The following is a 21,050-nucleotide window of genomic DNA, read 5'->3' on the forward strand; positions in this document are numbered from 1 at the left end:
AGGATGTACGTCTCGCCGCTTATCCTATCGATTATTGCTCTCGCGCTCGCGCTGAGCGGCGGTGCCGCCGGCCTGTTCTGGGCGCGCCGGCGCACCCCGGTCGTCTATGCCGAATGCGATTCGCGCGATCGCCTCGCCCGGCTGCTGGTCGATGAATTCGAAGCGCATTCGAACGGCTGGTTCTGGCGCACCGATGCCGAGGGCTGCCTGAGCTATGTCTCGGCCAAGGTCGCCGCCGAGCTCGAATCCGCCGATGCGCCCGTGCTCGGCAATCCCCTCCCGGCGGTGTTCCGCATGGACAGCGCCTCGCCCGAAACCGAACGGACGCTTGGCTTCCACCTGGCGGCGCGCACCGCCTTTTCGAATTATTCGGTGCGCCCGGCAAGCACCGCCAAGGTCGGCCGCTGGTGGTCGATCTCGGGGCGGCCGTTCACAGACGAGACGGGCCAGTTCGTCGGCTTCGTCGGCAGCGGCAGCGACCTCACCGAGACGCGCCGTGCCGATGCCGAAATCACGCGGCTCGCTTTGTTCGATGGCCTTACCGGGCTCGCCAACCGCCAGCGGCTGCGGCTCTCGCTCGAACAGACGCTGAGCGCGAGCAGCGTCTCGCCGCGCACCAGTGCGCTGTTCCTGCTCGATCTCGATCGCTTCAAGTCGGTCAACGACACGCTCGGCCACCACACCGGCGACGCGCTGCTCAAGCAGGTCGCGCAGCGCGTCCAGCGCGCGATCGGCGCGGACGGGCTCGTCGGGCGGCTCGGCGGCGACGAATTCCAGGTGATCCTGCCCAACGAGACCGACCGCGTCCGGCTCGGCGACCTCGCGCGGCGGGTGATCTTCGACCTGTCGCAACCCTATACGATCGAGGGCTCGGCGATCAGCATCGGCTGCTCGATCGGCGTCGCGATCGCGCCCGAGGACGGGCACGATGCCGAAACCCTCGTCCGCAACGCCGATCTCGCGCTCTATGCCGCCAAGGGCGACGGGCGCGGCATCCACCGCTTCTTCCGGCCCGAAATGCTCGCCGGCGCGCAGAGCCGCAAGCAGCTCGAAGACGATCTGCGCGACGCGCTCGCCGCCAACCAGTTCTTCGTCGCCTATCAGCCCGTCGTCAGCACCACGACCGAGCGGATCGTCGGCTATGAGGCGCTGCTGCGCTGGGAGCATCCGACGCGCGGGCTGATCAGCCCGGCCGACTTCGTCCCGGTCGCCGAGGATTGCGGGCTGATCGAATCGATCGGCGAATGGGTGCTGCGCACCGCCTGTCTCGATGCGGCCGACTGGCCGAAGGACGTGCGCGTCGCGGTCAACGTCTCGCCGATCCAGTTCGCCAACCCCGCGCTGCCGACGGTCGTCACCTCGGCGCTCGCCAAATCGGGGATCGCGCCGCACCGGCTCGAGCTCGAGATCACCGAAGGCGTGTTCGTCGATGAAAACGCCGCGACCGAGCAGATGTTCAAGACGCTCAAGGGCTGCGGCGTGCGGCTCGCGCTCGATGATTTCGGGACGGGCTATTCGTCGCTCGGCTATCTGAAGAAGGCGCCGTTCGACAAGATCAAGATCGACCAGAGCTTCGTCCGCGGTGCTGCGATCGCGGGCAATCGCAACGCCGCGATCATCAAGGCGATCGTCAGCCTGGCCGAGACGCTGGGGATGGAGACGACCGCCGAGGGGGTCGAGAATCACGACGAGATCGCGCTGATCCGCGAGCTCGGCTGCAGCCACATCCAGGGCTATGTCTATGGCAAGCCGGCGCGCGCGGCCGACGTGCTCGAACAGCTGGCGGCGGGCGCGGGCCGTGCGATCGCCAGCGGCTATCGCATCAGCCGCAGCCCGCGCACCGCGATGCTGCGCACCGCGAAGATCCAGGCGGGCGACGTCGTCGGCGAGGTGCGGATCCGCAACCTTTCGACGACGGGCGCGATGATCGACGGGATCGATGTCGAGGCCGGGACGGGCGAGCTCGAAGTGTTGATCGAGCTGCTCGACGACCAGATGTTCCCCGCCACGCTGCGCTGGGCGGCCGACGGCAAGGCCGGCCTCGCCTTCACCGAGAATTTCAACCTCGACCGCCTCGCGACCCCACCGGCCCCGGTCCGCAAGGCGGGATAAAGCCTCCCCTCCCTGCCCGGGGGGGGCCACACCTGCCGAGCGCCGCTGCTAGGTGGGAGCCATGGTTATCCTTCGCCTCCCTCCCTGGAAGCGAGGGGATCGAGGGGTGGGTCGCTCTCAATGGGAACGATCCGTCCGACTAGGGGCCGCCCCACCCCCAGCCCCTCCTGCCAGGGGGGAGCCACATTTGCCGAGCGCCGCCGCCGGGTGGGAGCCATAGTTATCCTTCGCCTCCCCTCCCTGGAAGGGAGGGGAGCGAGGGGTCGGTCGCTCTCAATGGGAACGTCACGCCCGACTACGGGCCGACCCACCCCCGGCCCCTCCCTGCCAGGGGGGAGCCACATTTGCCGAGCGCCGCCGCCGGGTGGGAGCCATGGTTATCCTTCGCCTCCCCTCCCTGGAAGGGAGGGGATCGAGGGGTGGGTCGCTCTCAATGGGAACGTCACGCCCGACTACGGGCCAACCCACCCCCAGCCCCTCCCTTTGAGGGAGGGGAGCCGACGCCTCAGCTCGCGCGGTTCGCGGTTGCAGCGGGGGCTGCAGCTGGGGCGGCAGCGGGGGCTGGTGCCTGGGTTGGTGCGGTCGTGCCCATTGCAGGCGGCGGCGGTGGCGGCGGGGCGTCGTTCGCACCAGGGCCGCCATCGGGCCCGGCGCCCGGGCCCCGTGGTCCGCCATCCCGCGGACCGTGGCGCGGACCATCGGGACCATCGGGCCCGCCCGGACCGCCCGGTCCACCCGGTCCACCCGGGGCGTGACGCGGCGGGCCCATCGGGCGCAGCGCGACGACTTTGCCGTCGGCCGCGACGAGGAACGAGGCATGGATCATCCCGCGGCCATAATGGCCCTGGACGGTCACCGCCTGCCCCGCGCTGACGAGGCCGGTGCCATCGCCCTGCCGCCCGAGATCGACCAGCGCACGCCCGCTGCCATTGGTCAGCACGAACATCGGCCCATAGGTCTCGGCAACACGGCCGCGCACGCTGATCACGCTGCCATTGTCGGTCAGTGAGCGGATCGCCACCGGGTTGAGCGGCGCCATCTCGACCGAGGGGCCGGTCATCTGCGCGATCGTCGCGCCGCCGCCGATGCCGAGCGCGAGCAGCGCGGCGCCGACGATCGCGGTGCGCACCGGCAGCTTGCGGCGCGGGCGGTCGTCCGTCACGGTGTCGTAATGGGCCTGGGGGCCTTCGATTTGGTCGGTCATCATTTTCACTCCTGCTTGGTTGATGACCGCTTTCTACGGGAGCGTTCCGACACCGCGCTGAACTTGTCGGTTCAGTCTCGGTTTAGGCAGTCCACCTAGCGCGCGGTGCAAAGGACTTCAGGACATGCGGATATTGTTGGTCGAGGACGACACGGCGCTCGCCGAGGGAATCGCGAAAGCGTTGCGCGCCGAGCATTTCGCGGTCGATGTCGCGGCCAATGGCGAGGACGGCGCGCATCTCGGCGATACCGGCGGCTATGACGCGGCGGTGCTCGATCTCGGGCTGCCGATCAAATCGGGGATCACCGTGCTCGAGGAATGGCGCGCCGCCGGGCGCGTGCTGCCCGTGCTGATCCTCACCGCGCGCGACGGCTGGTCGGAAAAGGTCGCGGGCTTCCGCGCCGGTGCCGACGATTATCTGACCAAGCCGTTCCGCGTGGAGGAGTTGGTGATGCGGCTCCGCGCTTTGGTGCGCCGCGCGACGGGCAATGCCGCGGCGCGGATCGTGTGCGGGCGCGTCGCCTTCGATTCGCAGACCGGCCAGGTCGAGCTAGACGGCCTCCCGCTGCGCCTCACCGCGCTCGAATGGCGCGTGCTCTCGGCGCTGATGCTGCGCAAGGGCGTGGTGGTCGAGCGGCTGTATCTGCTCGACCATGTCTATGAGGGCGACTCGGACCCCGATTCGAACTCGCTCGAGGTGATCATCGGGCGGCTGCGCAAGAAGATCGGCGCCGAGGCGATCGAGACCGTCCGTGGGCGCGGATATCGCATGGTGGAGGGGTGAGCGCGCCGGTCGCCACAATCGCGCCGCACGTGAATGGAGCGCCGCGCGTGGGCGGAGCGCCGCCCCTCCCCTTCAGGGGAGGGGTTGGGGGTGGGGCCGTGTCTCACCGAGCGTGTCGCCCGTTACAGCCCCACCCCAACCCCTCCCCTGAAGGGGAGGGGCTTACGACGTCATGACCCTCCTCCCCCGCTCGCTCTACGGCCGCCTGCTCGTCACCGCGCTCGTCGCCACGCTCGCCGCGCTCGCCTTTGCCGCGGTGACGATCGGCGCGGTGCTCGATCGCTTCGTGATGCACGGGCTCGACGACCGGCTCGACGCGCAGATCGCGGTGCTCGAGCAAGCCGTCCGCCCAAACGGAACGATCGATCGCGCCCGCCTCGTGCTCGCCGCACCCTATGACGATCCCCAAGGCGGCTGGGGCTGGCGGATCGACGCCCCCGGCCGCACGATCACCTCGCCCGCCGCGCCCGAGCTCGCCGCGCTGCAACCGCGCGGCCCCCGCTTTCCGCCGCCGCCAGCGTCGCCGCCAGTGCCGTCCCCGGCAGCATCGGCCGCTTCACCACCGGTCGCTCCCCCGCCACCGCCCATGCCAGACGCCCCGCGCGCCCCGCACGGTGTCGGCGACGGCCCCCTCGATCGCCCGCTCGACCGCAACGGCGACCGCGCACAGGCGCTCGACTGGTACGGCCACGACGGCATGCGCCACGCCCGCAGCCTCACCCTCGCCACCCCCGCCGGCCCGGTACGGATCACCGCCGCGGCACCGCGCGCGATCGTCGATCGCCCCTTGCGCGCCGCAATGGCGCCGCTGCTCGGCGCGCTGCTGCTGCTCGGTCTCGCGCTCGGCGCGGCGACGCTCGTCCAGCTCCGCATCGGCCTGCGCCCCTTGAAGACGATGCGCACCGGCCTCGCCGCGATCCGCGCCGGCACCGCACGCACCCTGCCCGAGGATCAGCCGACCGAGCTCGCCCCGCTCGCGCACGAGATCAACGCGCTGCTCGCCGAAAATGCCGCCGCGCTCGCCAATGCGCGCGGGCACGTCGCCAATCTCGCGCACGGCCTCAAGACCCCGCTCGCCACGCTCGCGCTCGCTCTGCCCGCGCATGATCCCGACGGCACGCTCGCCGCGCAGGTCGCGCGGATCGACCAGGCGGTGCGCCACCATCTCGGCCGCGCGCGCGCCGCGACGCCCGGCAGCGGCCTGCGCTTCGCAACCCCGCTCGCCCCCGTCGTCGCCGACCTGACGACCGCGCTCTCGCGGATCCACGCCGAGCGCGGCGTCACCGCCAGCGCGACGATCGCCCCCGCGCTCAGCGTCGCGGTCGATCGCCAGGATCTCGACGAGCTGATCGGCAACCTGCTCGACAATGCCTGGCGCTTCGCCACCACCCGAATCGCCGTCACCGCCGCCGCCGCGCCCGACCCGCGCTTCATCCGCCTGAGCATCGCCGACGACGGCCCGGGAATCGCCCCCGAGGCGCGGACGTCGGCGCTCGCCGCCGGCCAGCGGCTCGACGAACGCGGCGATGGCCACGGCTTCGGCTTGTCGATCGCCTACGAACTCGCGACGCTCTATGGCGGGACATTGGTGCTCGAAGCGGCGACGCTCGGAGGCCTGGACGCGATCGTGACGCTGCCGGCGGCGCTTTTCGCCGAGGCGTGAAAAAAAGTTCACGTTCCCGCTTCGGTCTCTTGCGTTTGAGCGAGGCCAGCTTTGACCGCGCGTCGCGCGTAGCGGGCTCGCCCGGCCGTCCGCCAGACGTCGCCGATTAGCGACGAACCGAGTCCCGAATGTGTCATTTACCGTCTTGTGTCCTCGCGCAATCCGGCACAATCTGTAGGGGTTGAGTTCGGGGGCGAACCCAAGCGCTAGTGAATCACACGCCGCAACCCTATATTGCGGCAATGATCTGGTCTGCGATTGCATCGCAGCATGGTCTGTTTTTGTTCTCGCGTTCGCCCACGGAATGCTATGCTGGGAGCTCGCTTCCCGATTCGAACGGATCGGGAACAGACGCGGTCCCGGTCGACACAGGTTTGAACGAGTTTACAGGGACGCGAAATATGGATTTTCGGGATACCGGGGAAGTGAGTACCGACATGGCCACCGATATGATCGAGGCGCTCGCCGCCGCAGCAGCGCCCGCCGATGACGGCAAGGGCACGGCTGACCGCAAGCTCTCCGCGCGCAGCGATTCGAAGGAGATCCACGTCCAGCTCTATCCCGTAGAGGTCGATCATTCGCGCGACGCGCTGCTGACCGATTTCGGCAAGGACACGCTCAAGGACCGCTATCTGCTCCCGGGCGAGACCTTCCAGGACCTCTTCGTCCGCGTCGCCTCGGCCTATGCCGATGACGCAGGCCATGCCGAGCGGCTGTACGGCTATATCTCGAAGCTGTGGTTCATGCCCGCCACGCCGATCCTGTCGAACGGCGGCACCGGGCGCGGCCTGCCGATCTCGTGCTTCCTCAACTCGGTGCCCGACAGCCTCGGCGGCATCGTCGACACCTGGAACGAGAATGTCTGGCTGGCGTCGCGCGGCGGCGGCATCGGCACCTATTGGGGCAACGTCCGCGGCATCGGCGAGCCGGTCGGCCTCAACGGCAAGACCTCGGGCATCATCCCGTTCGTCCGCGTGATGGATTCGCTGACGCTCGCGATCTCGCAAGGCTCGCTGCGCCGCGGTTCGGCGGCCTGCTATCTCGACATCTCGCACCCCGAGATCGAGGAATTCCTCGAGATCCGCAAACCCTCGGGCGATTTCAACCGCAAGGCGCTCAACCTCCATCACGGCGTGCTGATCACCGACGCCTTCATGGAAGCGGTGCGCGCGGGCGAAGAGTGGAACCTGACGAGCCCGAAGGACGGCTCGGTCCGCGCGACGGTCGACGCCCGCTCGCTCTTCCAGAAGCTCGTCGAGACGCGCCTCGCCACCGGCGAGCCGTACATCGTCTTCGCCGACCACGTGAACAAGGGCATGCCCAAGCATCACCGCGACTTGGGGCTCAAGGTCTCGACCTCGAACCTGTGCTCGGAAATCACGCTGCCGACCGGCAAGGACCATCTCGGCAATGACCGCACCGCCGTCTGCTGCCTGTCCTCGCTCAACCTCGAGACGTGGGACCAGTGGAAGGACGAGAAGGGCTTTATCGAGGACGTGATGCGCTTCCTCGACAACGTCCTGCAGGACTTCATCGACCGCGCCGAACCCGGCATGGAGCGCGCCGCGTATTCGGCGATGCGCGAGCGTTCGGTCGGCCTCGGCGTGATGGGCTTCCACAGCTTCCTGCAGGCGCGCGGTCTTCCGTTCGAGGGCGCGATGGCCAAGTCGTGGAACCTGCGCATGTTCCGCCACATCAAGGGCCAGGTGGATGAGGCCTCGATGCACCTCGCGACCGAGCGCGGGCCCTGCCCCGACGCCGCCGACATGGGCGTGATGGAGCGCTTCAGCTGCAAGATGGCGATCGCGCCGACCGCGTCGATCTCGATCATCTGCGGCGGCACCTCGGCGTGCATCGAGCCGATCCCGGCGAACATCTACACGCACAAGACGCTGTCGGGCTCGTTCTCGATCAAGAATCCGTATCTCGAGAAGCTGCTGATCGAGAAATCGAAGAACTCGGACGCGATCTGGAACTCGATCCTCGAGCAGGGCGGTTCGGTCCAGCATCTCGACTTCCTCGATCAGGAGGAGAAGGATTGCTACAAGACTAGCTTCGAAATCGACCAGCGCTGGCTGATCGAACTCCAGGCCGATCGCACGCCGTTCATCGACCAGTCGACTAGCTTGAACCTGTTCATCCCGGCCGATGTCGAGAAGTGGGACCTGCTGATGCTCCACTTCCGCGCGTGGGAATTGGGCGTGAAGTCGCTCTACTACCTGCGCTCGAAGAGCATCCAGCGCGCTGGCTTTGCCGGCGGGGTCGAGAACGACAACACGATCGAGAAGCCGCAATACGAGTTCGAAACGACCGATTACGACGAGTGCCTGGCGTGCCAGTGAGGTGAATGACGGAGGGCCTCCTGACCTTCCTCCCTCTCCCCTTGTGGGAGAGGGAAGGGGCCCGCGCCCGCAGGGCGTGGGAAGGGTGAGGGGGAATGCGGACGGCCTGACCAAGCGTCAGCTGCTGCCCGCGCTAACCCCGTTCCGCTCGCGCGACCTCCGCCGCAACGCCACCGAGCCTGAAAAGCGTATGCGCCGCGCGATCCGCTCGGCCTTCCCGGAGGCGAAGTTCCGCTTCCAGGTACCGCTCGGCCCGTATCACGCCGATTTCTGCTCGCACGCCGCCCGGCTGGTGATCGAGATCGACGGCGCTACCCACGCGCAGACCGCGACTTCGGACGAAGCGCGTACGCGCTTCATCGAAGGCGAAGGCTACCACGTGCTGCGTTTCTGGAACACCGATGTGATGGCCAATATCGATGGCGTGATCCAAGCGATCGCGGAGCATCTGCCGGGCATGTGCAAAGGGGCCACTCAGTGACTGAGCGGCCCCCTCACCCTTCCCACGCCTGCGGCGCGGGCCCCTTCCCTCTCCCACAAGGGGAGAGGGAGTTAGGATCATTTCTCTTCTTCGAACGTCACCGCCACGTCGGCGTTGGCGGACAAGCGCACCTTGCCGTCCTCGACATCGGCAACCAGGCCGAGCGAGATGTAATGGTGATGCCCTTCATGCGAACCCGAACCTTCGGTGACCTGCGCGCCCGAATCCTTCTTGGTCAGCTTGATGCGGCCGCCCTCGACATGGTCGACGGTGCCGACATGGACGCCGTCTGCGCCGATGACTTCGGCATGTTCCTGGATCTGCGATGCGTCGACCATGATGGTAACTCCTGTGCTATGATTGCGAGCCCCCAACGCGCCGTCCGGCCATTGGATGCACGGGAGTGTCTATGATGCGAATATTACGCCTGCGCAACGCTTTGCTCGGCCTGCCGATGCTGCTCGCGGCGTGCGCGCATCAGGTGTCGAGCGCGGTGCAGCACACCGCGGACACGCCCGGATTCCTGCTTGGCGTGTGGCACGGCTTCATCTTCCCGGCCGCCTGGGTGCTGTCGCTGCTGATGCCCGATGTCGCGGTCTATGCCGTCCCCAACCAGGGCGGCTGGTACGATTTCGGCTTCTTCATCGGCATCGTCTTCCTCGGCGTCGGCGCGAACCGCACGCGCACCGTCTATGTCACGCGCGTGGTACGGCGATGAGCCTGTCGATCCTTATCATGTACGCCGTCGCCGTGCTGTTCAGCGTGATCGGCGCCGGCCTCCTGCTGTCGCTCACGCGGCCGAGCGCGCCGGGCAAGGTCTACGCCTTCCGCATGATCGGCATCATGGCGCTGTCGCTCGGCATCGTGCTGTTCATGTCGGCCAGCGCGATGTGGCGCTGGAGCGTGGCGGCATGACCCATGCTCATCCTGGAGCGGCGAGCCACCACGGCACCGTTGCCGAGGCGCAACGCACGATAAACGCCTCCCCTCCCTGGAAGGGAGGGGACCGAGGGGTGGGTCGCTCTCAATGGGAACGGAACGCCCGCCACGGGCCGACCCACCCCCAACCCCTCCCTTCCAGGGAGGAGAGTCATCAGACCTCACCCCGCGCGGCCTTCCCGTCGCGGCAGGGGCAGCCCGTGCAGCCCCAGTTTTAACCCATTCCCAGAACACAGTCCCGGAGTACCCCAATGTCCCTCACCGAAGCCCGCAAGCAGTACAAGCCGTTCGAATACCCCTGGGCGTTCGATTTCTGGAAGCGCCAGCAGCAGATCCACTGGATGCCCGAGGAAGTGCCCTTGGGCGAGGATTGCCGCGACTGGGCGCAGAAGCTCAGCGACCACGAACGCAACCTGCTGACGCAGATCTTCCGCTTCTTCACCCAGGCCGATGTCGAGGTGCAGGATTGCTATCACGAGAAATACGGCCGCATCTTCAAGCCGACCGAGATCAAGATGATGCTGGCCGCGTTCAGCAACATGGAAACGGTGCACATCGCCGCGTACAGCCATCTGCTCGACACGATCGGCATGCCCGAGAGCGAATACGGCGCCTTCCTCGAATATAGCGAGATGAAGGACAAGCACGATTACCTGCAGACCTTCGGCGTCGACACCGACGAGGACATCGCCAAGACGCTCGCGATGTTCGGCGGCTTCACCGAGGGGCTGCAGCTCTTCGCCAGCTTCGCCATGCTGATGAACTTCCCGCGCTTCAACAAGATGAAGGGCATGGGGCAGATCGTCACCTGGTCGATCCGCGACGAGAGCCTCCACTGCGAGGGCATCATCAAGCTGTTCCACGCCTTCTGCGCCGAGCGCAACTGCATGACCAAGTCGGTGCGCGACGACATTGCCGACATGTGCCAGCACACCGTCCGGCTCGAGGACAATTTCATCGACCTCGCGTTCGAGATGGGCCCGGTCAACGGCATGACCCCCAAGGAGATCAAGAAGTACATCCGCTACATCGCCGACTGGCGGCTGGGGCAGCTGGGGATGAAGCCGATCTACATGATCGACGAACACCCCCTCCCCTGGCTCGCGCCGATGCTCAACGGCGTCGAGCACGCCAACTTCTTCGAACAGCGCGCCACCGAATATTCGAAGGCGGCAACACGCGGGAATTGGAACGAGGTGTGGGACGGGTTCGACAAGCGCCAGAAGGCGAAGGCGGGGGTTGGCGTTCCGGTGGCGAACGAGGATGCTGGCGACGCGGGGGATATGTTCTCGCGGGCGGGCGTGGCAGCGGAATAGATAATTGGCGACGCTGAGACGCAAAACACCATTGAGGTCGATACAGACCGTTCGTGCGCGCGGAAAATATGAGCCGCTTGAAATACAGATTTCTCGGCAAACCGACGTAATCGAAGAGCATGAACGGTCTATCGCTTGGCATACTGCGGTTCAGTCTTGGACGAATATCATTTCTCTCGTCTTTGGAGTTATCACGACTGCTCTTTTGGTTTATCTAACATACCAACAAATAAATATTAACTTGGAGCAGTCGGACTCTGCCAAAAAGCAGGTTGCTTTAGAGTATGCTAAGGTATCCCCACAGTTTGGTGTGAAAATGGCATTCTTCCCCCCAGCTAAAGATGTAAGCCCAAAGGAATACTTTCCAAAATCTATTTCAATCCGTCTTTTACGGGGCGATGCCACCATCAACAATGTCTTGGTTTCACAGGACATTGGAGTGGGTTATGTCCCTGTCGCAGGGAAAATGAGGAACCAGAGCAATTGCAAAGTACGAATTCAAAATTATTTTGAACAAGGAAGCTCTGCGGACATCAACTCAAATCTGATGGCTTCTAAAATTGCAAGTGATCCAGTTTTTTTTTAGATAATTTTTCTAAATACATTGTATTATTACCTGAAAAAACTTATGTAAAGATTACTTATGTTGACATATTCGGACAAAATAAAAGCGTTATATTTTCAGGAGAAAAAAACGACCTTGAAAAGGTTCCGGACACAGAGTTTTCGAGAAACTCCCTTTTTGAAATGGTCGATGTAGATTTCTTGCCGCCCAATCAATTTCATGCCGCTCATATGTTCAACGTAGTCGGACAAAAGCCAAAAACCTTAGGCTGTAAGAAAATATTAGCGATGTGACTCACGTTTTTTCTGATCAGCTTAACCGACTGGTGGTCCGTCTGGACCAACACACATTATCTAGCTCTTCATCGGGATCGTCATCCGGATGTATTTCGACGACCATCCGCCACCGCATATGCATGCCAGCTATCAGGGGCTTGAAGCGTTCGTCGCGATTGAAACCGGTGAGATCGTCACAGGTACTCTACCCAAGGAGGCGGCCAAGCTCGTCAAGCAATGGACGCTCGACCATCACGACGAACTTATGGCAAACTGGCACCGCGGCGTTGCGTTAATGCCGATGGAGATGATCTCCGGAGCGGACAATGATGATTAAGCTCATCCACATCGAGCCTCGCACCGATGCCACCGTGCGGCTCTCCTTCTCCGACGCCACCACCGCACGCTGGTCCGCCGCCGACTACATCACCCGCGACACGGTGATGACCCGCCCGCTCGCCGACCCCGCCTTCTTCGCGCGCGCCTTCATCGAAAGCGGGGCGCTGGCCTGGCCCAATGGCTTCGAGCTGTCCGCCGATGCACTGCATCGCCGGCTCGATGCGGCCGGGGAACTGGTACGAACGGCTGCCTAAACGAGAGGCGGATACCGTCGCCGCGTATGCAGCACGGTAAGAACATCGATCTCCCCCTCGGGCGCGATCGCATAGACGATCCGATACGGCAGCCCAGGCACCGCAAAAGACCGCGTCCCCGCAACCTCGCCAACACGCCCAAGCTTCGAGAACTGACCGAACATCATTGCGGTCTGGAGGATCCGGCTCACCACCCGCTCGGCGGCACGCTCATTGTCCTGCGCGATCCAATCGCGGATCGCGACCAGATCGTCTCGCGCCTGCGGCGTGAGGTTAACCTTCAAGCTTGAGGTCGCGCCACACCTGCTCGACCGGGATCATCGCCGCACGATCGCGGCTTTGTGCCAGTCCGCGTTCGATCTTCGCGCGCTCCCAGGCCGCATAGCCGGGGTCGTACGGGCCCTCATGCTTGGAAACCTTCTCTGCGGGAATTGCGTCAGGCTTCATGCTCGCAAGTGTATCACCGTTTGCGCATTACGAAAATCGCCGTTTGCGCCACCATCCCTATCCTCCCCCGCCAGGGGGAGGTGGCGGCCGTAGGCCGACGGAGGGGGCGGAAGCGGTGTCCTCTGCAAGGGAGGGCCCGCTTACCTCCCCCTCCGGCGCATACGCGCCACCTCCCCCTGGCGGGGGAGGATTAAACGCCCCTCACCCCCGCAACCACGACAGCACAAACGGCCGCCGCGGCGCGCTCGTCCCGTTAGGCGTCGCCACATCGATGTCCTGCCGGTTGAACTGCCGATACAGCACCACGCTCAGCACCGCGGCATAGAAGCACCACACCGACGCGAACGCATAGCCCTTGACCAGATGCACGATCGTCAGCCCGATCACGTTAAGCAGCCCATACCCCCGCACCACGCGGTGCGTCGACAGCAGCAGCGCCCCGCACGTCGCAAGGATGTAGAGCAGCGACACCCACATCTGGCTGGTGATCGGGTTGGTATAGGTGATCGAATGCTGCTCGATCACCGCGCAGGTCGGCGCGACGACGAGGCCGGTCATGTTCCACGCGAACACCATCGCCCCCACGCCGCACAAAGCCAGGATCGCGCGCCGCCGCCACCCCGGCGGCTCCATCAGCACCACCGCGACGGGCATCAGCAGCGGCAGGATCCCGATCGCGTAGAGCGTGAAGAGGAACACCGTGTGGTCGACCGCCACCGCCCCGAGCCGCCCCGCGAGCGCGAGCCACACCATCCCCTCGGAAAACTGGTGCACCGCGAACAGCAACGGCACGCACGCGAACAGCAAGGCGCGCGGCTCGCGGACATGCCGCAGCGTCGCCACGCCGACCACCCCGAGAACGGCGGAGGCGGTAAAACTGGCGGTGGCCGAAAAGCACATGAGCGCGGACTTTCAGGAAGCAGGAGGCCTCCAGATGCGCAACATCGCGGGCGATTGCCAGCGGCATCTCGCCTCCCCCCGCCCCCACCGCGCGGCCCGCTGGGCAACACGGCCGTCCCACACCGGCCAGGCCGCTCGGCCAAGGCCACGCCCCGTCCGGTCTGCAACAAAAACCGGCTGTCCTACACGAACCATTTGGGTTAAATGGTGTGCCGCCCAAAAACGGAGGTGGCACAATGTCCGATTTCGAAGACCTGTACCCCCGCGAATATTTCCGCGTCGAGGCCGAGCGCCGGATCCGCGCCGAAATGGCCGAAGCCCGCCTGCGCGTCCGCAAGGACGGCTGGACCGCCGATCGCCAGCGCGATTTCCTGGCGACGCTTGCCGATACCGGCTGCGTCTCGGTCGCGGCCGAAGCGGCGGGGATTCGCCCGCGTTCGGCCTATCGCTTGCGCCGCCACCCGGCGGGCGCGGGCTTTGCCAAGGCGTGGGACGAGGCGCTGATGGTCGCCGCCGGTCGGCTCACCGCGATCGCGTTCGAGCGCGCGGTGGTCGGCACGCCGCGCGAGGTGTGGCGCGGCGGCATGCTGATGTCCGAGACGAGCGTGCCGTCGGACAAGATGATGATGTTCCTGCTCCAGCACCTGTTGCCGAGCACTTTCGGCGGGCGCGGCGTCGAGCAGCAGAGCGTCGAGCAGCGCATGGCCGATGCGCGCTTCACGCTGCCCACGTCGCTCGAGTCGCTGGTCGATGTGCCGGGCGACGTCGATATGCTGCTCGAGGTCGATTACACGCCGATGCCGCCGCGCGACGAGGGCGCCTGACGCCCGCGTGATGGTGTGACTTTCGTGTGACTTTCCGCGTTCCGAGAGCACAGCCCCTCCCGTTTCCGGGAGGGGCTGTCTAGCAGCGCTTACGCCCGCGCGCCCTCGACCACGCCGCCCGAATTGTGACGCAGCGCTTTCAGCACCGTCTCGACGATCGCCTCGGCATCGAGCCCGGCCTGGGCATATTGCAGCTCGGGCTTGTCCTGGTCCTGGAAGATGTCGGGCAGCCGCATCGTGCGCAGCTTGAGCCCGGCGTCGATCAGCCCGGTGTCGCTGGCGAAGGTCAGCACGTGCGCGCCGAGGCCGCCGACCGCACCTTCCTCGATCGTCACCGCGACTTCGTGCGTCGTCAGCAGCTTGCGGATCAGTTCCTCGTCGAGCGGCTTGGCGAAGCGCAGATCGGCGACCGTGGTCGACAGCCCCTTCGCCTCGAGCGCCTCGGCCGCGCGCAGCGCCTCGCCGAGCCGCGTGCCGAGCGACAGGATCGCGACCTTGTGCCCCTGCCGCACGATCCGCCCCTTGCCGATCTCGAGCTGCTCGGGCGTCTCGGGGAGCTCCACGCCGGTGCCGTTGCCACGCGGATAGCGCACCGCGATCGGCCCGCTGTCGTGGAGGATCGCGGTGTGCGTCATGTGCACCAGCTCGGCTTCGTCGGCCGGCGCCATCACCACCATGTTGGGCAGCGTGGCGAGATAGGCGACGTCGAACGACCCGGCATGCGTCGCGCCATCGGCCCCGACCAGGCCAGCACGGTCGATCGCGAAGCGCACCGGCAAATTCTGGATGCAGACGTCGTGGACGACCTGGTCATAGGCGCGCTGCAGGAAGGTCGAATAGATCGCGCAGAACGGCCGCATCCCCTGCGCGGCAAGGCCCGCCGCGAAGGTCACGGCATGCTGCTCGGCGATGCCGACGTCGAAGAAGCGCTCGGGATGCGCCTTGGCAAAGGCGTCGAGCCCGGTGCCCGACGGCATCGCCGCGGTGATCGCGCAGATCAGCGGATCGGTCTCGGCTTCCTTCGAAAGCTGCGCGCCGAACACGTTCTGATATTGCGGCGGCCCGGGAGGCGCCTTGGTCTGGACGCCCGAGATGACATCGAACTTCTGCACGCCGTGATACTTGTCCGCGGCGGCCTCGGCCGGGGCATAGCCCTTGCCCTTCTTGGTCACGACATGGACGAGGATCGGGCCCTCTTCGGCATCGCGGACATTCTCGAGCACCGGGATCAGCTGGTCGAGGTTATGCCCGTCGATCGGGCCGACATAATAGAAGCCGAGTTCCTCGAACAAGGTGCCGCCCATCGCCATGCCACGGGCGAATTCGTCGGTCTTGCGCATCCCCGCCGCGATCGGCCGCGGCAGCTTCTTGGCGACGCGCTTGGCGAGATCGCGCAGGCCGAGGAATTCGCGGCTCGACACGATGCGGCTGAGATAGGCCGACAGCCCGCCGACCGGCGGCGCGATCGACATGTCATTGTCGTTGAGGATGACGACCAGCCGGTTGCCCGCTTGGGCGGCGTTGTTCATCGCCTCATACGCCATGCCCGCCGACATCGCGCCGTCGCCGATCACGGCGATGCCCTTGCCGGGCTTGTCGGCGATCTTGTTGGCGACGCCGAAGCCCAAGGCAGCCGAGATCGAGGTCGAGCTGTGCGCCGCGCCGAACGGGTCATATTCGCTCTCGGAGCGCTTGGTGAAGCCCGACAGGCCGCCACCCATGCGCAGCGTGCGGATCCGCTCGCGCCGACCGGTGAGGATCTTGTGCGGATAGCATTGATGCCCGACGTCCCAGACGAGCTTGTCGTTGGGGGTATCGAACACATAGTGAATCGCAACCGTCAGCTCGACCACGCCGAGCCCCGAGCCGAGATGGCCACCGGTGACACCAACGGCTGCGATCGTCTCCTGGCGGAGCTCGTCGGCAAGCTGGCGAAGCTGGGTGGGGGCAAGCGTCCGAAGATCGGCGGGAATGTTCACCGTGTCGAGCAGCGGCGTTTGGAGAATATCGACCATCCGGCCTGCTTAGCGCGGTGCAATCCGCCTGTCGATTACCTCGATCGCCGTGCGGACATTCTTGACGCGCGGTGCTCCGCAGCATCACATCGCGCCGATCGTCCCGGGGGGAAATGCCATGACCGCGCTCAGCCACCGCCTCGCCACCGAGGCCGACATCCCCGCGATCGCCGCGCTGATGGAGCGCGCGATCGATGCGTTGCAGCACGGTTTCCTCTCGCCCGACGAGATCGCGGCGAGCCGGCTGAGCATGGGGCTCGACACGCAATTGATCGCTGACCGCACCTATTTCTTGGTCGAGCAGGAGGGCCAGCTCGCCGGCTGCGGCGGCTGGAGCTACCGCGCCACGCTCTATGGCGGCAACGCCGGCGCGGCGCCGCGCGATGCCCGGACGCTCGATTCGACGACCGAGCCGGGGCGAATCCGCGCGATGTACACCGACCCCGGCTTCGTCCGCCGCGGCATCGGACGCCTTATCCTTGCGCTGTGCGAGGACGCCGCGCGCACCGCCGGCTTCGCTCGGGTCGAGCTGATGGCGACGCTGTCAGGCGAACCGCTCTACCGCGCGGCGGGCTATCAGGAGATCGAGCGGGTCGCCAGGATGGCCGACCGCGGCACGCCGGTGCCGGGCGTGCGGATGGGCAAGGATCTGGCCTAGCCGCAGTTCAGCCGCAGTCGGCGCACTTCCCGCGCACTTCGATCACCGGACGCACCGGCGAGAAACCCGCAGCTTCCGCCGCCGAGCGCACGCCCTTGGTGATCCGGTCGTCATCGAGATGCGTCGTCTGCCCGCAGCTGTCGCACACCAGAAAGATGCAATCGTGGAGGCAATCGGGGTGCGCGTTGGCGATATAGGCGTTCGAACTTTCGACCCGCCGCGCCAGATTGGCGCCGACGAACAGGTCGAGAATTCGATACACGCTGTTGGCAGCAACGCGCCGCCCCTCGGCCTTGGAGACCGCCTCGGCAATGTCATAGGCCGAGGCCGGCTTGTCGAACCCGGCGAGCGCGCGAAAGATATTGGCGCGCATCGCGGTCCATTGCTCGCCCGAACGCTCGAGCGTCGCCTGCGCGGCAACGGCGAGATCGGCGCCTTGCGGCTCGGTGTGGTGATGCATGGTCATGGGGCTGAGATAGGCGGTGCGGGCCCTCCCCGCAACGGCCCGACTCAGTGGGGTCAGTTGGCGGCGCGACGGTTGAGGTCGTGGCCGAGCGCGAGCGTCGCCACGCCGATCAGCGTCCACACCGTCTCCATCCCCGAACCGTCATGCGGCAAGGAGATCGCGCCGGCCATCGTGCCGAGCCCGGCCGAGCCGACCACTGCCGGCATCATATAGCCATGCGTGAAGATCCCGCGCCCGAGGGCGAACACGCCGAAGCCGATCGCGATCGTCAGCCCGATCTCGTGGAACAGCGGGTTGAGCAACAGCCCACCCGCGGTCGAGGCGAGCGCGATGAACACCGAGCTCGCGATGCAATGCACCATGCACAGCCCCGACAGGCCGATCGCCATCGTGTCGAACCGCTGTTCGATCCACCGGATGGCGGGGGTTTGTGCGAGAGTCGTCATGTTGCTCGCCATGTGGCATGTCGGCGGTCAGGTTACAACATATCATCCGTGATTTTTTGTGACGATGATACGACCGATCTGGCGCGTCACCCCTATTGGCGCCTAGCATTCGCCACCATTCCAAGGCCTTGGAGAACCCGTCATGCGTCCCGTGCTTGTCACTCTGCTGTTGCTGTGCGCCACGCCTGCCTTCGCGACGCCTGCCGCAGCGGGGCCGGAAAGCATCGACATGTCAGATGCGACCAGGCCCTCCAACGCCGAGATGACGGCGATCTACGACGCCGATCAGGCGGTGCGCATGAGCAAAACCCCGATCGACTGGAAACTGGTGCGTCCGGCCGACCGTGCCCGTCGGACCCGGACGCAAGAGCTGCTCGGCACGGGGTCGCTCCACAGCGCCGACGATTTCTATCATGCCGCGTACGTCTATCAGCATGGCGACCTGCCCGAGGATTATCTGACCGCACACGCACTGGCGGTGATCGCGGCCGCACGGGGCAAGCCCGCGGCCGCATGGATCGCGGCCGCGACGCTCGACCGCTATCTCCAGAGCATCGGGCAGCCGCAAATCTATGGGACGCAGTTTCGGCGTTCGACCGGTTCAGACTGGTCGCAAGAGCCGTATCGTCGCGATCTCCTGTCGGACGCGCTTCGCCGAGCAAACGGGGTCCCCCCGATCGCCGAGCAGGAGGAAAAGCGCAAAGGCCTGCCCACCCAGCCCTAACGAGGCGGATCGCAGGTCGGACGCATTGTCCAATCGACGCGGCCCCCGGCGAAGCGTAGGATCATCCGATGCTCCAGGCGTCCTCGCTCCCCTCCACCGTCCGCCCGCGGACGCTCTCCACCTGGCTGCTCGTCGTGGCCGCGCTGATCGTCGCGATCGTCGCGATCGGCGGAATCACGCGGCTGACCGAATCGGGGTTGTCGATCACGCAGTGGAAACCGCTCAGCGGTTCGATCCCGCCGCTGACCGACGCACAGTGGCAGGCCGAGTTCGCCAATTACCGCACGATCCCGCAATATGAGGCCTTCAACCAGGGCATGACGCTCTCCGGGTTCAAGGCGATCTTCTTCTGGGAATATCTCCACCGCATGCTCGGCCGCGTGATCGGCCTCGCTTTTCTCGTGCCGCTCGTCTGGTTCGCGGTGCGGCGGCGGATCCCGCGCGGCTATCTCGTGCGCTTCGTCGCGCTCTTCTCGTTGATCGCGCTGCAGGGCACCTTCGGCTGGCTGATGGTGCGTTCGGGGCTCAGCGGACGAACCGAGGTCGCGCCGGGCTGGCTCGCGACGCATCTGCTCACCGCCTTGTTCACGCTCGCCGGCATGGTGTGGACGGCGCTCGACTTGCGCGCGCTCGCCGACACCCGGCTGGCGCGCCCTGCCCGCCTGCGGCTGATTCCAGCGATCGCGATCGTCCTGCTGTTCGCGCAGATCCTGTTCGGCGCGCTCACCGCGGGCTTACGCGCCGGCTACGCCTTTTCGAGCTGGCCGCTGATGGGCGACGCGCTGTTCCCGATGGCGACGCCGTTCACCGATCCGCTGTGGCGCAATCTGTTCGACAATCCGATCGTCGTCCAGTTCGTCCATCGATGGCTCGCCTTCGCGGTCGCATTCGGCGTGATGACGCTCGCCGCGCGCGCGCGCCGCGCCGGGGCGCCCCGCACGGGGCTGGTGCTGATTGGCTTGGTCTGCGCGCAGATCGTGCTCGGCATCATCACGTTGCTCAGCGGCGTCGAGATCGGCGTCGCGGTCGCGCATCAGGCCAATGCCGCGCTGCTCGTGATTGCCGCTGCCGTGGCGGCCCATGCCGTCGGACGCCGCACGGTCTGACCCGCGCAAAGCTTGCCGGTATCCCGGTACCCGTCAGCAAACCCGCACTTTGCTTGACTTTCGCAAGGCCAAGCAGCAATAGCGCCACCAACGGTGCCGTCCTCGAAGGGGCGGCATCTGTCATTTTAGCATGTAAAGGTCACAAGCCCCATGAAGGCGCTGATGAAGACCACCAAGCCGGCATTGCCGCATGAGGTGGAGAAGAAATGGATCATCGTCGATGCCGACGGTCTGGTCGTCGGCCGTATGGCGTCGATTATCGCCAACATCCTGCGCGGCAAGCATAAGCCGAGCTTCACCCCGCACGTCGATTGCGGTGACAATGTCATCATCATCAACGCGGACAAGGTGCGGTTCACGGGCAACAAGCTCAAGGACAAGATCTACTATCGCCACACCGGTTATGCCGGCGGCATCAAGGGCGTCGCGGCCGGCAAGATCCTCGAGGGTCGTTTCCCCGAGCGGATCATCGAAAAGGCCATCGAGCGGATGATTCCGCGCGGTCCCCTGGGTCGCGCCCAGCTGCGCAACCTGCGCGTCTTCGCCGGCACCGAGCATCCGCACGAAGCGCAGAACCCCGAAGTCCTCGACATCGGCAGCATGAACCGCAAGAACAAGGTGGGCAACTAATGTCCGACAACCGCCAGTCCCTCGCCGATCTCGCCGGCCTGACCAACACGCCGGCACCGGTTGCAGCGCCTGCCGCTGCGACGACCGCGCCTGCTACCGGCGAAGATTACGTTGCTGCCCCCGCAGCGCCGACGCACGAGCCGATGCCGCTGCGCGAGCAGATCCTCGACCAGTACGGCCGCGCCTATGCGACCGGCCGTCGTAAGGACGCCGTCGCTCGCGTCTGGATCAAGCCCGGCACCGGCAAGATCACGATCAACGGCCGCGACCAGGAAGTGTATTTCGCACGTCCGACGCTGCGTCTCGTCATCAACCAGCCGTTCGGCGTGACCGAGCGTGACGGTGCCTATGACGTCGTCTGCACCGTCAAGGGCGGTGGTCTTTCGGGCCAGGCCGGCGCGGTCAAGCATGGCATCAGCCAGGCGCTGACCCGCTTCGAGCCGATCCTGCGCGCGCCCGTCAAGGCAGCCGGGTTCCTGACCCGCGACAGCCGCACGGTCGAGCGTAAGAAGTACGGCAAGGCGAAGGCCCGTCGTAGTTTCCAGTTCTCGAAGCGCTAA

The 21,050-nt window shown here is 65.9% G+C and carries 25 protein-coding genes; 17 read left to right on the top strand and 8 right to left on the bottom strand.

From position 1 onward, the window contains the following. Positions 1–3: 3 nt before the first annotated feature. A complete protein-coding gene (locus EAH76_RS18290) occupies positions 4–2,112 on the top strand; it encodes an EAL domain-containing protein (RefSeq protein ID WP_140851704.1) in 2,109 nt (702 codons plus the stop codon). A 505-nt stretch (positions 2,113–2,617) separates the two neighbouring features. Here EAH76_RS18290 and EAH76_RS18295 read toward each other — a convergent pair. Next, positions 2,618–3,316 (bottom strand): hypothetical protein, encoded by a 699-nt coding sequence (locus tag EAH76_RS18295; RefSeq protein ID WP_140851705.1) that lies wholly within the window; start codon positions 3,314–3,316, stop codon positions 2,618–2,620. A gap of 124 nt (positions 3,317–3,440) precedes the next feature. Here EAH76_RS18295 and EAH76_RS18300 point away from each other — a divergent pair, with 124 nt between their 5' ends. The 4 genes from EAH76_RS18300 (at position 3,441) to EAH76_RS18320 (ending at position 8,586) form a co-directional block, all read left to right on the top strand. Beyond that, positions 3,441–4,100, top strand: coding sequence for a response regulator (locus EAH76_RS18300; protein ID WP_140851706.1), 660 nt, complete (start codon positions 3,441–3,443; stop codon positions 4,098–4,100). A gap of 172 nt (positions 4,101–4,272) precedes the next feature. Next, positions 4,273–5,763, top strand: coding sequence for an ATP-binding protein (locus tag EAH76_RS18310; RefSeq protein WP_140851707.1), 1,491 nt, complete (start codon positions 4,273–4,275; stop codon positions 5,761–5,763). A 401-nt stretch (positions 5,764–6,164) separates the two neighbouring features. Further along, positions 6,165–8,105, top strand: a complete 1,941-nt coding sequence (locus tag EAH76_RS18315) for a ribonucleoside-diphosphate reductase subunit alpha (RefSeq protein WP_140851708.1) — start codon at positions 6,165–6,167, stop codon at positions 8,103–8,105. Positions 8,106–8,190: 85 nt separating this feature from the next. After that, entirely contained in the window at positions 8,191–8,586 is a 396-nt protein-coding gene (locus EAH76_RS18320; RefSeq protein ID WP_140851709.1) for an endonuclease domain-containing protein, read from the top strand. Between the two features lie 77 nt (positions 8,587–8,663). Here the strand turns inward: EAH76_RS18320 and EAH76_RS18325 are convergent, their stop codons facing one another. After that, entirely contained in the window at positions 8,664–8,924 is a 261-nt protein-coding gene (locus tag EAH76_RS18325; RefSeq protein ID WP_140851710.1) for a DUF2171 domain-containing protein, read from the bottom strand. A gap of 71 nt (positions 8,925–8,995) precedes the next feature. Between EAH76_RS18325 and EAH76_RS18330 the strand changes: the two genes are divergently transcribed. The 6 genes from EAH76_RS18330 to EAH76_RS18355 all read left to right on the top strand — a co-directional run bounded on the left by EAH76_RS18330 (position 8,996) and on the right by EAH76_RS18355 (position 12,274). Then, positions 8,996–9,304, top strand: a complete 309-nt coding sequence (locus tag EAH76_RS18330) for a hypothetical protein (RefSeq protein ID WP_140851711.1) — start codon at positions 8,996–8,998, stop codon at positions 9,302–9,304. Then, positions 9,301–9,501 (top strand): hypothetical protein, encoded by a 201-nt coding sequence (locus EAH76_RS18335; RefSeq protein WP_140851712.1) that lies wholly within the window; start codon positions 9,301–9,303, stop codon positions 9,499–9,501. Before EAH76_RS18330 ends, EAH76_RS18335 begins: the two co-directional genes overlap by 4 nt. A gap of 275 nt (positions 9,502–9,776) precedes the next feature. After that, on the top strand, positions 9,777–10,841 hold the full coding sequence (locus EAH76_RS18340) for a ribonucleotide-diphosphate reductase subunit beta (protein ID WP_140851713.1): 1,065 nt from the start codon (positions 9,777–9,779) through the stop codon (positions 10,839–10,841). A gap of 4 nt (positions 10,842–10,845) precedes the next feature. Beyond that, a complete protein-coding gene (locus tag EAH76_RS18345) occupies positions 10,846–11,427 on the top strand; it encodes a hypothetical protein (RefSeq protein ID WP_140851714.1) in 582 nt (193 codons plus the stop codon). 354 nt (positions 11,428–11,781) lie between these two features. Then, positions 11,782–12,018: a DUF4160 domain-containing protein gene (locus EAH76_RS18350; protein ID WP_277754300.1), complete on the top strand. Its 237-nt coding sequence runs from the start codon at positions 11,782–11,784 to the stop codon at positions 12,016–12,018. Next, positions 12,008–12,274, top strand: coding sequence for a DUF2442 domain-containing protein (locus EAH76_RS18355; RefSeq protein ID WP_206667906.1), 267 nt, complete (start codon positions 12,008–12,010; stop codon positions 12,272–12,274). The genes EAH76_RS18350 and EAH76_RS18355 overlap by 11 nt, the downstream gene beginning before the upstream one ends. Here the strand turns inward: EAH76_RS18355 and EAH76_RS18360 are convergent. The 3 genes from EAH76_RS18360 to EAH76_RS18365 all read right to left on the bottom strand — a co-directional run bounded on the left by EAH76_RS18360 (position 12,271) and on the right by EAH76_RS18365 (position 13,621). Next, entirely contained in the window at positions 12,271–12,558 is a 288-nt protein-coding gene (locus EAH76_RS18360; protein WP_140851716.1) for a type II toxin-antitoxin system RelE/ParE family toxin, read from the bottom strand. The genes EAH76_RS18355 and EAH76_RS18360 overlap by 4 nt on opposite strands. Beyond that, the gene (locus EAH76_RS24005; RefSeq protein ID WP_161989088.1) at positions 12,548–12,721 is read right to left on the bottom strand and encodes a hypothetical protein; all 174 of its coding nucleotides are present in this window, start codon (positions 12,719–12,721) and stop codon (positions 12,548–12,550) included. The genes EAH76_RS18360 and EAH76_RS24005 overlap by 11 nt, the downstream gene beginning before the upstream one ends. A gap of 201 nt (positions 12,722–12,922) precedes the next feature. Further along, positions 12,923–13,621 (bottom strand): DUF6629 family protein, encoded by a 699-nt coding sequence (locus EAH76_RS18365; protein ID WP_140851717.1) that lies wholly within the window; start codon positions 13,619–13,621, stop codon positions 12,923–12,925. 236 nt (positions 13,622–13,857) lie between these two features. Here EAH76_RS18365 and EAH76_RS18370 point away from each other — a divergent pair, with 236 nt between their 5' ends. Then, the gene (locus EAH76_RS18370; RefSeq protein ID WP_140851718.1) at positions 13,858–14,445 is read left to right on the top strand and encodes a hypothetical protein; all 588 of its coding nucleotides are present in this window, start codon (positions 13,858–13,860) and stop codon (positions 14,443–14,445) included. An 89-nt stretch (positions 14,446–14,534) separates the two neighbouring features. On the opposite strand, the gene dxs is transcribed toward EAH76_RS18370, so the two are convergent. Then, a complete protein-coding gene (dxs, locus tag EAH76_RS18375) occupies positions 14,535–16,460 on the bottom strand; it encodes a 1-deoxy-D-xylulose-5-phosphate synthase (RefSeq protein WP_140851719.1) in 1,926 nt (641 codons plus the stop codon). A 118-nt stretch (positions 16,461–16,578) separates the two neighbouring features. Here dxs and EAH76_RS18380 point away from each other — a divergent pair, with 118 nt between their 5' ends. After that, entirely contained in the window at positions 16,579–17,118 is a 540-nt protein-coding gene (locus EAH76_RS18380) for a GNAT family N-acetyltransferase (protein WP_140851720.1), read from the top strand. Positions 17,119–17,125: 7 nt separating this feature from the next. On the opposite strand, the gene EAH76_RS18385 is transcribed toward EAH76_RS18380, so the two are convergent. Next, positions 17,126–17,584 (bottom strand): Fur family transcriptional regulator, encoded by a 459-nt coding sequence (locus EAH76_RS18385; protein WP_140851721.1) that lies wholly within the window; start codon positions 17,582–17,584, stop codon positions 17,126–17,128. Positions 17,585–17,637: 53 nt separating this feature from the next. Next, the gene (locus EAH76_RS18390) at positions 17,638–18,030 is read right to left on the bottom strand and encodes a MerC domain-containing protein (RefSeq protein WP_140851722.1); all 393 of its coding nucleotides are present in this window, start codon (positions 18,028–18,030) and stop codon (positions 17,638–17,640) included. A gap of 142 nt (positions 18,031–18,172) precedes the next feature. Between EAH76_RS18390 and EAH76_RS18395 the strand changes: the two genes are divergently transcribed. The 4 genes from EAH76_RS18395 to rpsI all read left to right on the top strand — a co-directional run bounded on the left by EAH76_RS18395 (position 18,173) and on the right by rpsI (position 21,050). Further along, entirely contained in the window at positions 18,173–18,754 is a 582-nt protein-coding gene (locus EAH76_RS18395) for a hypothetical protein (protein ID WP_241659778.1), read from the top strand. A gap of 68 nt (positions 18,755–18,822) precedes the next feature. Beyond that, a complete protein-coding gene (locus tag EAH76_RS18400) occupies positions 18,823–19,860 on the top strand; it encodes a COX15/CtaA family protein (protein WP_140851723.1) in 1,038 nt (345 codons plus the stop codon). Between the two features lie 150 nt (positions 19,861–20,010). Next, on the top strand, positions 20,011–20,490 hold the full coding sequence (gene rplM, locus EAH76_RS18405) for a 50S ribosomal protein L13 (protein WP_010185350.1): 480 nt from the start codon (positions 20,011–20,013) through the stop codon (positions 20,488–20,490). Further along, positions 20,490–21,050 (top strand): 30S ribosomal protein S9, encoded by a 561-nt coding sequence (gene rpsI, locus EAH76_RS18410; protein ID WP_133186622.1) that lies wholly within the window; start codon positions 20,490–20,492, stop codon positions 21,048–21,050. Before rplM ends, rpsI begins: the two co-directional genes overlap by 1 nt.

Origin of the sequence: Sphingomonas glacialis, assembly GCF_006439055.1 — a bacterium.
Classification (GTDB): domain Bacteria; phylum Pseudomonadota; class Alphaproteobacteria; order Sphingomonadales; family Sphingomonadaceae; genus Sphingomonas; species Sphingomonas glacialis_A.

Bases quoted from the DNA above. Each gene is read 5' to 3' on its own strand.
- EAH76_RS18335 (WP_140851712.1), top strand. From the start codon at position 9,301: ATGAGCCTGTCGATCCTTATCATGTACGCCGTCGCCGTGCTGTTCAGC.
- EAH76_RS18290 (WP_140851704.1), top strand. From the start codon at position 4: ATGTACGTCTCGCCGCTTATCCTATCGATTATTGCTCTCGCGCTCGCG.
- EAH76_RS18365 (WP_140851717.1), bottom strand. From the start codon at position 13,621: ATGTGCTTTTCGGCCACCGCCAGTTTTACCGCCTCCGCCGTTCTCGGG.
- EAH76_RS18330 (WP_140851711.1), top strand. From the start codon at position 8,996: ATGATGCGAATATTACGCCTGCGCAACGCTTTGCTCGGCCTGCCGATG.
- EAH76_RS24005 (WP_161989088.1), bottom strand. From the start codon at position 12,721: ATGAAGCCTGACGCAATTCCCGCAGAGAAGGTTTCCAAGCATGAGGGC.
- EAH76_RS18385 (WP_140851721.1), bottom strand. From the start codon at position 17,584: ATGACCATGCATCACCACACCGAGCCGCAAGGCGCCGATCTCGCCGTT.
- EAH76_RS18380 (WP_140851720.1), top strand. From the start codon at position 16,579: ATGACCGCGCTCAGCCACCGCCTCGCCACCGAGGCCGACATCCCCGCG.
- EAH76_RS18295 (WP_140851705.1), bottom strand. From the start codon at position 3,316: ATGACCGACCAAATCGAAGGCCCCCAGGCCCATTACGACACCGTGACG.
- dxs (WP_140851719.1), bottom strand. From the start codon at position 16,460: ATGGTCGATATTCTCCAAACGCCGCTGCTCGACACGGTGAACATTCCC.
- EAH76_RS18315 (WP_140851708.1), top strand. From the start codon at position 6,165: ATGGATTTTCGGGATACCGGGGAAGTGAGTACCGACATGGCCACCGAT.
- EAH76_RS18340 (WP_140851713.1), top strand. From the start codon at position 9,777: ATGTCCCTCACCGAAGCCCGCAAGCAGTACAAGCCGTTCGAATACCCC.
- rpsI (WP_133186622.1), top strand. From the start codon at position 20,490: ATGTCCGACAACCGCCAGTCCCTCGCCGATCTCGCCGGCCTGACCAAC.
- EAH76_RS18370 (WP_140851718.1), top strand. From the start codon at position 13,858: ATGTCCGATTTCGAAGACCTGTACCCCCGCGAATATTTCCGCGTCGAG.
- EAH76_RS18300 (WP_140851706.1), top strand. From the start codon at position 3,441: ATGCGGATATTGTTGGTCGAGGACGACACGGCGCTCGCCGAGGGAATC.
- EAH76_RS18310 (WP_140851707.1), top strand. From the start codon at position 4,273: ATGACCCTCCTCCCCCGCTCGCTCTACGGCCGCCTGCTCGTCACCGCG.
- EAH76_RS18395 (WP_241659778.1), top strand. From the start codon at position 18,173: ATGCGTCCCGTGCTTGTCACTCTGCTGTTGCTGTGCGCCACGCCTGCC.
- rplM (WP_010185350.1), top strand. From the start codon at position 20,011: ATGAAGGCGCTGATGAAGACCACCAAGCCGGCATTGCCGCATGAGGTG.
- EAH76_RS18390 (WP_140851722.1), bottom strand. From the start codon at position 18,030: ATGACGACTCTCGCACAAACCCCCGCCATCCGGTGGATCGAACAGCGG.
- EAH76_RS18400 (WP_140851723.1), top strand. From the start codon at position 18,823: ATGCTCCAGGCGTCCTCGCTCCCCTCCACCGTCCGCCCGCGGACGCTC.
- EAH76_RS18325 (WP_140851710.1), bottom strand. From the start codon at position 8,924: ATGGTCGACGCATCGCAGATCCAGGAACATGCCGAAGTCATCGGCGCA.
- EAH76_RS18355 (WP_206667906.1), top strand. From the start codon at position 12,008: ATGATGATTAAGCTCATCCACATCGAGCCTCGCACCGATGCCACCGTG.